This is a genomic window from Mesorhizobium silamurunense (assembly GCF_014843825.1).
Lineage (GTDB): Bacteria > Pseudomonadota > Alphaproteobacteria > Rhizobiales > Rhizobiaceae > Mesorhizobium > Mesorhizobium silamurunense.
In genome coordinates this window covers 1-10,116 of the sequence record NZ_JHQR01000022.1, presented here as the reverse complement: position 1 = coordinate 10,116, position 10,116 = coordinate 1, and the positions used below count along the sequence as shown (strand labels likewise).

The 10,116-nt window shown below is 64.7% G+C and carries 15 protein-coding genes and 1 pseudogene; 4 read left to right on the top strand and 12 right to left on the bottom strand.

Annotated features, from left to right (window positions below; genetic code table 11):
* The first annotated feature begins 111 nt into the window (after positions 1-111).
* Entirely contained in the window at positions 112-411 is a 300-nt protein-coding gene (locus DH10_RS02580) for an antibiotic biosynthesis monooxygenase family protein (protein ID WP_192251268.1), read from the top strand.
* A gap of 30 nt (positions 412-441) precedes the next feature.
* Here DH10_RS02580 and DH10_RS02575 read toward each other — a convergent pair whose 3' ends face one another.
* Complete coding sequence (locus DH10_RS02575; RefSeq protein ID WP_192251283.1) at positions 442-993, bottom strand: putative glycolipid-binding domain-containing protein; 552 nt, start codon at positions 991-993, stop codon at positions 442-444.
* A gap of 230 nt (positions 994-1,223) precedes the next feature.
* Between DH10_RS02575 and ubiG the strand changes: the two genes are divergently transcribed.
* Positions 1,224-1,973, top strand: a complete 750-nt coding sequence (gene ubiG / locus DH10_RS02570) for a bifunctional 2-polyprenyl-6-hydroxyphenol methylase/3-demethylubiquinol 3-O-methyltransferase UbiG (RefSeq protein ID WP_192384155.1) — start codon at positions 1,224-1,226, stop codon at positions 1,971-1,973.
* Positions 1,974-2,004: 31 nt separating this feature from the next.
* Here the strand turns inward: ubiG and DH10_RS02565 are convergent, their stop codons facing one another.
* Complete coding sequence (locus DH10_RS02565) at positions 2,005-2,460, bottom strand: flavin reductase family protein (protein WP_192251288.1); 456 nt, start codon at positions 2,458-2,460, stop codon at positions 2,005-2,007.
* 206 nt (positions 2,461-2,666) lie between these two features.
* Positions 2,667-3,581, bottom strand: coding sequence for a DMT family transporter (locus tag DH10_RS02560; protein ID WP_192384154.1), 915 nt, complete (start codon positions 3,579-3,581; stop codon positions 2,667-2,669).
* A 102-nt stretch (positions 3,582-3,683) separates the two neighbouring features.
* Between DH10_RS02560 and DH10_RS02555 the strand changes: the two genes are divergently transcribed.
* Positions 3,684-4,169, top strand: coding sequence for a MarR family winged helix-turn-helix transcriptional regulator (locus DH10_RS02555; RefSeq protein ID WP_192251295.1), 486 nt, complete (start codon positions 3,684-3,686; stop codon positions 4,167-4,169).
* A 126-nt stretch (positions 4,170-4,295) separates the two neighbouring features.
* Here DH10_RS02555 and DH10_RS02550 read toward each other — a convergent pair whose 3' ends face one another.
* The 4 genes and pseudogenes from DH10_RS02550 to DH10_RS02535 all read right to left on the bottom strand — a co-directional run bounded on the left by DH10_RS02550 (position 4,296) and on the right by DH10_RS02535 (position 6,727).
* Positions 4,296-4,721, bottom strand: coding sequence for a DUF1178 family protein (locus tag DH10_RS02550; RefSeq protein WP_192251298.1), 426 nt, complete (start codon positions 4,719-4,721; stop codon positions 4,296-4,298).
* Positions 4,718-5,584 (bottom strand): carbon-nitrogen hydrolase family protein, encoded by an 867-nt coding sequence (locus DH10_RS02545; protein ID WP_192251956.1) that lies wholly within the window; start codon positions 5,582-5,584, stop codon positions 4,718-4,720. The genes DH10_RS02550 and DH10_RS02545 overlap by 4 nt, the downstream gene beginning before the upstream one ends.
* 2 nt (positions 5,585-5,586) lie before the next feature.
* Positions 5,587-5,856, bottom strand: a complete 270-nt coding sequence (gene grxC / locus DH10_RS02540; protein WP_192384153.1) for a glutaredoxin 3 — start codon at positions 5,854-5,856, stop codon at positions 5,587-5,589.
* A gap of 71 nt (positions 5,857-5,927) precedes the next feature.
* Positions 5,928-6,727, bottom strand: a pseudogene (locus tag DH10_RS02535) (ComF family protein).
* A gap of 64 nt (positions 6,728-6,791) precedes the next feature.
* Between DH10_RS02535 and DH10_RS02530 the strand changes: the two are divergent.
* Positions 6,792-7,664, top strand: coding sequence for a methyltransferase domain-containing protein (locus DH10_RS02530; protein ID WP_192251304.1), 873 nt, complete (start codon positions 6,792-6,794; stop codon positions 7,662-7,664).
* A 107-nt stretch (positions 7,665-7,771) separates the two neighbouring features.
* Here DH10_RS02530 and DH10_RS02525 read toward each other — a convergent pair whose 3' ends face one another.
* The 5 genes from DH10_RS02525 to DH10_RS02505 all read right to left on the bottom strand — a co-directional run.
* A complete protein-coding gene (locus DH10_RS02525; protein WP_192251307.1) occupies positions 7,772-7,954 on the bottom strand; it encodes a Flp family type IVb pilin in 183 nt (60 codons plus the stop codon).
* Positions 7,955-8,065: 111 nt separating this feature from the next.
* The gene (locus tag DH10_RS02520) at positions 8,066-8,383 is read right to left on the bottom strand and encodes a hypothetical protein (RefSeq protein ID WP_192251310.1); all 318 of its coding nucleotides are present in this window, start codon (positions 8,381-8,383) and stop codon (positions 8,066-8,068) included.
* Between the two features lie 185 nt (positions 8,384-8,568).
* Entirely contained in the window at positions 8,569-8,991 is a 423-nt protein-coding gene (locus DH10_RS02515; protein WP_127426148.1) for a (deoxy)nucleoside triphosphate pyrophosphohydrolase, read from the bottom strand.
* Positions 8,988-9,767 (bottom strand): GNAT family N-acetyltransferase, encoded by a 780-nt coding sequence (locus tag DH10_RS02510; RefSeq protein WP_192251313.1) that lies wholly within the window; start codon positions 9,765-9,767, stop codon positions 8,988-8,990. The genes DH10_RS02515 and DH10_RS02510 overlap by 4 nt, the downstream gene beginning before the upstream one ends.
* Positions 9,767-10,116: bifunctional ornithine acetyltransferase/N-acetylglutamate synthase (locus tag DH10_RS02505; RefSeq protein WP_192384152.1), on the bottom strand; the 350-nt coding region annotated here is incomplete at its 5' end. The genes DH10_RS02505 and DH10_RS02510, both read right to left, overlap by 1 nt.

The following is a 10,116-nucleotide window of genomic DNA, read 5'->3' as shown; positions in this document are numbered from 1 at the left end:
TGACACAACTCGCCTCATATGAGGGGGCTCTGGCCGGGTGCGCGGTCTCCTGACAGATTCCTGCGACCTTAATGCGATAAGTCGAGGGAAACGCACCGCATGGAGGAATTCATGACCGAGACGCTGGAGATCGTCAGCTTCCGCCTCAAGCCGAAGGCTGCGGGCGATTTTGTCGCCCAAAATGGCATCGTCACCGACTGGCTCGCGCGCCAGCCCGGCTTTCTCAGCCGCCATCTCGGCAAGCGAGAGGATGGAAGCTGGATCGACTTCGTGCGCTGGCAGAGCCTCGAACAGGCCCAGGCAGCGGCGCAGCGGATCATGGCCGAGATCGGCGATTGCGAGGCGATGCGGGCGATCGAGCTGGCCAGCGTCGCCATGAGCCATGCCGTTGTTGCACTGTCGATGCCTTAGCCGGACGGGCCGATACCTGAGCCGCTCAATTCAGGCGATGGCTTTCCAAAGACGCGGATAGTCGACAACGAAGCCGGACGGCGCGACCTCCAACACCTCGTCGTAACCGAATTTCGGCGCGGCATAGGCATAGCGGGTGTCGTCGAGGCGGCGGTAGATTTGGTCGAGGCGTTCGAGCCGCAGTTCGGGAAAGGCCAGATAGGCCGCGGGGGCAGGCATCGCAATGCCAGGCCGAAGATCGAAGCGTCGGATCGGCAGGAGATTCGAAGCGGGCGTGAAACCGAGGTCCAGGTCGATAAGGCCCATCACCTGTGCCTGCTTCTCGCCGTTGAGCATCCAGTCGCCGTCATCAAGTCTGTCGAACTGATAGTGGAGTGCGTCGCCGCCAAGAAATCCTTCAACGCGCGCGGCGCGGGTCCCCCATCCGGCATCGCAGTCGATCTCATAGGAAAGCCCGCACGGCGCGCCTCCTTGCATGAATACGGCCTGCCCTTTCAGGCTCCAGCCGTCGCCCGCCTTGGCAAGCAGACAGCCATCATGGCCTTCCTGGTCGAGCCGACGCCAAAGGATCGAGGCCTGCATGTTTCGCTCCTTCGAAGAATGATGTCCTTCCTTCGCTCGCGAAGCAGCCCTGTTTCATCGCGGGACGTATCAAGCTGCCAGGTGCTGACAACCTGGGGCGCGGTATCGGCAAAGCGCCGCCGCTGATCTTCTCCCTGGCAGCAGCAGAAAAAACCTGCCTTGACTTTCTCCGCCGTGGACCCGACTTCCTAGCGTTCCCCGACTTCCCAGCGTTCGAGGAGACCCGCCCTATGCCTGAGCCCCGCCGATCGACCATCGATGCCGGAGAAGTCGAGCGCTTCTCCGCCCTTGCCGCCGAATGGTGGAACCCGAACGGCAAGTTCCGGCCGCTGCACAAGTTCAACCCCGTGCGGCTTGCCTATATCCGCGACCAGGTGGCGGCGCGATTCGGCCGCGATCCGCGCGCGGCCAGGCCGTTCGAGGGCCTGCGCTTCCTCGATATCGGCTGCGGCGGCGGGCTTTTGTGCGAGCCGATGGCGCGGCTTGGCGCCGAGGGGGGCGGCGCCGACGCCTCGGCCACCAACATCGAGGTCGCCAAGCTGCACGCGGCGGAGGCCGGCGTCAGTGTCGACTATCGCGCCACCACGGCCGAGGCGCTGGCCGACGCCGGCGAGACATTCGACGTCATCCTCAACATGGAAGTGGTCGAGCATGTCGCCGATGTCGATCTGTTCGTCGCCAAATGCAGTGAGATGGTCCGGCCCGGCGGCATTATGTTCGTCGCCACCATCAACCGCACACTGAAGGCGCTTGGCCTTGCCATCATCGGCGCCGAATACGTGCTGCGCTGGCTGCCGCGCGGCACCCACCAGTTCGGCAAGCTGGTGCGGCCCGAAGAGCTGACAAAGGCGCTCGGCGCAGCGGGGCTCACGGTCATCGACCGCACCGGCGTCATCTATCATCCGCTGGCCGACCGCTGGCAGAAGTCCAGGGACATGGACGTCAATTACATGGTGCTGGCCGAAAAAGCCTCGGTCTGACCGGCCGAAGCCTTACAGCCAGCCGCTCGTCTTACGCTTCGAGCGGCCGATAGCCGCCCCGCCAGTAGATCAGCGCCTGGCCGGCGTCTTGTGTCCTGACCGCCTCGACGGTGCCGATGACGATCGAGTGCGTGCCGCGATCGATCATCTCGTCCAGGCTGCAGTCGAAGGCCGCTACCGCATCGGCAAGCAATGATGCGCCCGTTTTTAAAGTCGTCCATTCGGCGCCCTCGTAGCGGTCCTTGCCCTTGATGCCGCCGAAGCCGGAGAACCGCTCAGCCACGCGCTGGTGCTGCGGACCGAGCGAATTGACGCCGAAATGCCGGTAGCGCTCGATGATCGGCCAGGTGGATGAAGAGCGGTTGACGCAGGCGATCACCTTCGGCGGCTCCGCCGAAAGCGACACCATCGAAATGACGACGAGACCGGAGCGGTCGTCGCCGACGCCTGCGGTGATCACGCTGACATTGCCGACGATGAGCCGCATGCGGCGCGGAAGTCTGCGACACTGACCGGACCTTCTGGCGCGGACAAGGCTTCTCCCCTTTCGCCTAGGCCGCCGACCGCATCGCGGTCGGCGCGACGCGATGCCCCTCTCTTCGAGGATAGGCAGCACCGTATCGCGGAAATAGGGGAATTCCTCGACATAGTCGACAAAGGACAGCCGATTCAGCGCGACGCGCTTTTAGAACATTAAGCTGCCTGGCTTTGCATCTTCAGGCTTGGCTGGCTCTGCGCCTTGGTGGTGACGAACACGCCGGCGGTGATGATGGCGGCACCCAGCCAGGTCAGCAGCTGATAGTGCTCGCCGAGGAAGATCGTGCCGGCAAAAAGCCCGACGGCCGCCGCCACATAGCCGATCTGGCTGAGATAGACCGGACCGCCGACCGCCTGCAGCCGGAAGAAGAAGGCAAACATCGCCGAAGCCGACGCCACCTGTCCGGCGACCACCAGCGGCACGCCGCCGAGCGGAGCAAAGGCTTGCCAGCCGAACAGCGTCAGGATGCCGAGGAGAAGCAAAGTCGCCGACGCCAGATGACTGCCGACGGCGAGCTCGATCGGACCTGTACTCTCCGGCCAGTCGACGGTCCGGTAGATGTTGCCGGCGGCGAGGCTGACCGGGATCAGCAACCCGATCGCCACCCAGAAATAATCAGCGGGCTGGCCGGCCTCGCCGCGCGTGAGCGCGACCATCGCAGCACCGACAAAACCGACGGCGATGCCGATGACGCCGAGCAGGTTGGGCCGCCGCACGCCGAGTAGGATCGAGAACACAAGCGTGATGACCGGCGACAGCGTGAACATGATGCCGGTGTATCCGGCGCCCAGATGCGGAATGGCCGAGAACATCAAGAGATTGGGAAAGGCATAGGACACCGCCGCCGTGACGAAGAAATAGCGCAGCTTGTGCGCCGTCAGCCGGATGCGCTGGCCAAGCAGCAGAAGCGCGATCAGCAACACAGCGCCGGCGCCGAGCGAAATGACGAAGGCCCAGACCATGGCCGGCACGCCGGCGGCGGTCGCGAGCTTGCCGAAGGGCAGCGTCATGCCGAGCAAGCCGCCGGTGACGATCAGAAGGCCGAGTGCCGAATCCCAGAGAAATTTCATCCGTATGATCCTATCGCTGCGAAGCCGAGCTTGGCGGTCGCCCTGGCTTGAGGTAACATAGCGGAAAGATTCTTAATGTCAAGATACTTTGCGGTGAGGCACATGGACCGTGCGGCGAAAGCGATCGAGCAGTGGAAGCGCGAACGGCCGGATCTCGACGTCTCGCCGATGGCCGTGATCGGACGGTTGAGCGAAGCCGCGTCGCTGATCTCGCGAGAGCGGCTGGCGCCACTCTTCGCCCGCTTCGCATTGCAGCAAGGCGAGTTCGACGTGCTGGCGACGTTGCGCCGCTCCGGCGCTCCCTACTCTCTGACGCCGACCGAGCTTTACGAGGCGACGATGGTCACATCCGGAGCCATGACCGCCCGGCTCGACCGACTGCAAAAGGCCTGCCTGATCCGGCGCGGGCCGCACCCGAGCGATCGGCGCGGGGTTGTGGTGCAACTGACCGAAAGAGGCCTCGCCTTGGTTGATGAGGCACTTACGGCCCACGTCGCCAACGAGCACACAATTCTGGCCGGCCTGACGTCCGAGGATCGCGAAGTGCTGGCAAAATTGCTCGCGAAACTGATCGGGAGTATGGGTTAACCAATCAAGCGGTTTGGTGGCGCGCGAACCTGCGCCTATGCCGCCATCGCCGATAAGATACGGTCAGGTTGACAAGCCAAGCCGGCATATTGATCGCCACCGGTTTGCGCAAGGCCAATTCGGAACTCAGTTCCGATCCTCCGGCAAGCTTGGAATCGGCATGAACTCGACGCCGTCCTCGGCGAGGCTTTGCGCCTCCTCCGGCGTCGCCTCGCCATAGATGCCGCGTGGATCGGTCTCGCCGAAATGGATCTTGCGCGCTTCCTCGGCGAATTTGTCGCCGACATAATCGGCGTTCTCGCGCACCTTGTCGGCCAGCGCCTTGAGCTGCGCCAGCGCCTGCTTCTGCGCCTCGCCCATGGCGAGCGCCATCTTTTCCTGCTTGCGGGAAGTCGAGACGGCCGGCGCCATCAGCGCCTTCTCGACCTTGTGCGAGCCGCAGGTCGGGCAATCGACGAAGCCGCGCTTCTTCTGGGTATCGAAGTCGTCATTGCCGCGGAACCAGGCTTCGAACTCGTGCTCGTGCTCACAAATAAGCGAAAAACGGATCAAGAGGCTGCACCCCTGAGGCGCGGCGCCTCGCCCTCGCCGGCATTGACGGTGAAATCCCGCGCGTTCTTCAGATTGGGAATTTTCCGGCGCGCGGCAAGCGACTGCGCCGGATCGATCTCGGCGACGATCACGCCTGGTTCATCATGCGCGGCCTCGGCGATGATGCGGCCCCACGGGTCGACGATCAGCGAATGGCCATAGGTCTCGCGGCCGTCCTCATGCAGGCCGCCTTGCGCTGCGGCAATGACATAGGCGCCGTTCTCGATCGCGCGCGCCCTGAGCAGCACGTGCCAGTGCGCCTCGCCGGTCTGGCGGGTGAAGGCGGCGGGCATCGAAAGCAGCTCCGCCCCTGCCAGCGCCTCGGCGCGGAACAGCTGCGGGAAGCGCAGGTCGTAGCAAACGGCAAAGCCCAGCCTCGCGCCGTCGATCGTGGTGACGACAGCCTCCTTACCCGGCTCGTAGGAGGCGGATTCGCGCCAGCTCTCGCCGTTGTCGAGGTCGACATCGAACATGTGGATCTTGTCGTAATTGGCGATCAAGGCGCCATCCGGCGCGAACAGGAACGCGCGATTGGCGAGCTTGCCGTCGGCGCGCAGGATGGCCGTCGAGCCGACATGCAGGAAGATGCCGAGTTCCTTCGCCAGCTTGCGCGCCGTCGAAACCACGACGTCCTTATCCTCGGTTGTAAAGGCGGCAGCAACTGCCTGTTTGTCGCGGATCAGCGCGCCGGTCATTTCCGGTGTCTGGACATAGGTGGCACCCTGGCTTGCCGCCTCACGGACCAGCCGTTCCATGTCGGCCGCGTTGCGCTCCGGGCTGGTCCCCGAACGCATCTGCACTGCCGCCCCCTTGAAAACGCCCATGGTCAAGCCCTCGCTCCGTTGGCAAGCAGTGTGTCCAGCCGGCCCTGAGACTCCAGTTCATGGAGGTCGTCGCAGCCGCCGACATGCGTGTCGCCGATGAATATCTGCGGAAAGGTGGTGCGCCCATGCGCCCGGGAAATCATTTCCTGGCGCAATTCCGGCGAGAAGGAAGCGTCGTGCTCGGTGTAGGCCACCCCCTTGCGCTCGAGCAGCCGCTTGGCGGCCGTGCAATAACCGCACATCATCCGGGTGTAGATCGTCACATCGACCATTAATCAGTCATCCTGCCAATGCATGCCGCTCCCAAAAGTTGCGGAACAATGACATGCACCAAAATACAACCCTATATAGTCGCGGACTCATCGGCCCGAAAGTCCCCCGGCAGGACGCGGGCGAAGGTCAGCACGTCGACCGCTCCGGCGCCGCCCTTCTTCAGCGCCTTGGCCCAGCGCGCACGGTGGCGCCAGTGGTGAAGACATCGTCGATGACGAGCACCCGGCGCCCGGCGATCTCGATCTCGGCCTCAGGCGGGACGCGGAAAGCGGCGCGCACATTCTCCTCGCGCTCGTGCCGTTCCAGCCCGACCTGCTGGCGGGTGAGCTTCACGCGTCTCACCGCCGTCGGCGAAAAGGGCAGGCCGCTGAGCTTCGATACCGCCCGCGCCAGCTCGGCCGACTGGTTGAATTGTCTGCGCAAGAACCGGCGCCAGTGCAGCGGCACCGGCACCACAACATCGGCCTCGGCGATCAGTTCCGCGCCGGCGCGCATCATCCAGCGCGCCATCCACGGCGCGAGATCCGTGCGGTCCTGATATTTCAGCCCCTGCACCATCTGGCGCGCGACGCCTGAATAGACCACCGCCGCCCGCGCCCGTTCGAAAGGCGGCGGATCGGCGATCGCTTCGGCGGAGAGAAAGCCCTCGCCCATGTCATGGATGAAAGGCGTGCCCATCACCGGGCACCAGGGCTTCTCCAGCAATCGAAGCTTCGGCCAGCAGGCGCCGCACAGCACGCCGGGCTGCGAGACTTGGCGCCGGCAGCCGGCGCAGACCGGCGGAAACAGCATGCGCGCCGGCCAGCCCAACGCCTGCCGCGCCATGTCCTTGATCGCAATGGTCTTGATCTTGTGCACCGGATCGGCCACGTGAAGGAAAATCCCGCGCCACCATAGCATCGGTCCGGCATGCGCGGACAACAGGAATAGCCCATTGCAGCCCTTGATCGACACGGAGCTCTGGCTTGCGCACAAGCGCCGGGCGCTCATGCACCCCGTCGATGGCGCCGATTTCCTGATGCGGCGGGCGGCGGAGGACCTTGCCGACAGGCTGGGCGCGGTCGAGCGCAAATTCGGCGAGGCGGCGGCGCTGTTTTGCCAGACAGCGGCGGCAACCCAAGTGCTCGCCCGCAGCGGCAAGGTGGCCGAGATTGTTCGCGTGGAGATGGACGACGCCTTCCTTGCCGGCGAAGCCGGCGTGCTGGCCCCAGCGGAAACCGTGCCGTTCGAAGCCGAAAGCCTCGATCTCGTCGTCTCGCTGCTGTCGTTGCAAGCGATGAACGACATCCCGGGCATGCTGGCGCAGATCCGTCGCGCGCTGAAGCCCGACGGGCTGTTCCTCGGCGCTCTAGCCGGCGCCGGCACGCTTGCGGAGCTGCGCGAAAGCCTGCTTGCCGCCGAGACCGAGCTTCATGGTGGCGCGAGCCCCCGCGTCCTTCCATTCACCGATGTGCGCGACGCCGGCGCGCTGCTGCAGCGTGCCGGCCTGGCGCTGCCGGTCGCCGACGTCGAAACAGTCACGGTGCGCTACTCCTCGCTATTCGGCCTTGCCGCCGATCTGCGCGCCATGGGCGAGACCAGCCCGCTTTTCGACCGCAGCCGGCGTCCGGCCACCCGGCGGCTGTTCGCCCGTGCCGCCGAAATTTATGCCGAACGGTTCTCGGATCCGGACGGCCGCATCCGGGCGAGCTTTTCGATCGTGTGGATGTCCGGCTGGGCGCCCGACGCCTCACAGCAGAAGCCGCTCAAACCCGGCTCAGCCAAGGTCTCGCTGAAGACGATCCTGGAGAAGCCGACGGGGCATTAACCGATCCGAGCCGGGGGTCTACGGCAATTCCAGGAAAAGCGTTTAGCAGTTTTCCTTTCGGAATTGCGCAAGACAGATAGCCGACGCTGGACCGCTCTGATACGCGGTCAGTGCTTGGCAAAGGCGTTGGCAAGTCTGCTGTTGTTGTCGGAGAACAGCCACTGGATCGCATCGGCGGCCTTGCCGACGCCGCCGACGATTGCAAGCGACAGCACGGCAGCGATCAGGCCATATTCGATGGCCGTGGCGCCCGTTTCATCTTGTAGGAATTGCTGCAGCAGGTTTTTCATGGTCGTCGATCCCTCTTGCCGGGAACCATAAGGCCTACCCGTTAAGAAAGGTTAACGGCAAAAGCTTAACGGGGGGTGAAACAGCCGTTTCTGGCGGAATTTATTAACCAATTAGCAGTCGCCGTGGCGGCTGCCATCGTTGCGGATCACGCAGATGGAACTCGGCAGCGGCTGCAGCACGCTTCGCCGCAGCGTGTAGGTGTCCCGGTGGCCGATCGAGCCCGTGCTGGTCATGTCGAGACCGCCGATCAGACCGTTATGTGCGCCCTGCGGCCGCGTCTGGCTGTCCAGGAAAGGCGTCGCGATCAGCGCCAGCGCCACCGCGGCCGACCCGAAAAGCAAGGCGATCCGTAAAATACCCATGCCGGCATCGGCGGCGCGGAAAGTGCGGTCGGGCCGGATCGAGTCCCACTCTCTCTCGAGGCTCATGGATTGGCTCCAAACAAATCTGGATGCCGCCGCGCGGACGACTTTGCCTCAATCTTCCACGTCGAGATAAATCTTCCATTAACGCTGCCTAAAACAGACGAGGCATACGGCAGCTGAGGCAAATCCCGTCCGGAATTGCGTAAAAACAGTCAGCGTCTGGTGGAAACGCTGAACTACCCTGACGATCACAACAGATCGATGAGGAACTGGATCAGCGGCGCGTCCGCCGGCGGCATCGGATAGTCGCGCATCTGGCGCGGCCTGACCCATTTCAGCCCCTGCCCTTCCTTCGGCTGCGCGATGCCGCGGAACTTCCGGCAGACATAGAGCGGCATCAGCAGGTGGAAATCGTCATAGCTGTGGCTGGCGAAGGTGAGCGGCGCGAGGCAAGGGATCTCGGTCTCGATGCCGAGTTCCTCATGCAGCTCGCGCACCAGGCATTCCTCGGGCGTCTCGCCGGGCTCGACCTTGCCGCCCGGAAACTCCCACAGGCCGGCGAGCTGCTTGCCTTCGGGGCGCTGCGCCAGAAGCACACGCCGATCGGCGTCGACCAGCGCGCAGGCCGCGACGAGGAGCAGGCGCCTTCCGGCTGGCTTGATCCCGCTCATGCGCCAGGCGGCCGCCGATAATGGTAGCGGTAGACTTCCTCGAAGCCGAGCGACCGATAGAGCGATAGCGCCGCAGCATTGCCGGCCTCAACCTGCAGCCAGACTTCGCGCGCCCCGCGCAGCCGCGCCCATTTCAGCGCCGACAGGATGAGGTTGCGGCCATGGCCCTTGTTGCGCGCCGATTTTTCGGTGGCGACCTCAAACAGTCCGGCGAGGTCGCCGTCATGGACGCAGATCAGCGTCGCCAGCGGCTCGTTGCCGTCTTCGAGCGCAAACAGCCCGGCTTCCGGCTGGATGGCGCCGATGATCTCCGACAGGCCGGGCCGCAGCGCGGCGTCCGAGCCGTTCGTCCTGATCGCCGCGCCGATGAACCGGCTGATGTCCTTCAGCGGGATCTGGTCCATAGCCGCGTCGAGCTCAGCCTCCTTGAGCGGCAGCCGCATCACCAGCGACTCGTCGAACCGGTTCCAGCCCGCCTCGTCGAGATGCTTCGACAGCACCTGCCCCGAAAGCGGCGACATGCGAAAGGTCAGCGGCCTGCCATAGGCGTCGAAGCGGCGGCTGGCGCGCACGATGCGCTCGGCAATGTGCTGGGTGTCGCCCGGATCGAGCGGATTGACCGAATTCAGGCGCTTCGCCGGATGGCCTGCCGTCAGCCGCACCACCCACGTCCCGTCATAGTGGACGGCCGCCGCCGGCCAGGCGCGAAAGCCCGCCGCCTCGTAGCGCCGCACGATCGCGAGCACGCTTGCCGGATGTCTCGACACCGGCGCCATCAGCTCCGGTAGTCGCCATTGATGGCGACATATTCCTTGGTGAGGTCGCAGGTCCACACCGTCGCCTTGCCGCGGCCGATTCCGATGTCGGCGCGGATGCGGATGTCGTCCCGCTTCATATAAGCCGAGGTCGCTTCTTCCGAGTAAGCCGGATCGCGTTCGCCCTCATGCGCCAGACGATTGTCGCCGAACCAGATCGACAGCCGGTCGCGGTCGGCCGGCTCGCCCGCCTTGCCGACGGCCATGACGACGCGGCCCCAGTTGGCGTCCTCGCCGGCGACCGCCGTCTTGACCAGCGGCGAATTGGCGATCGAAAGCGCGATGCGCTTGGCCGAGCGGGCGGACTTGG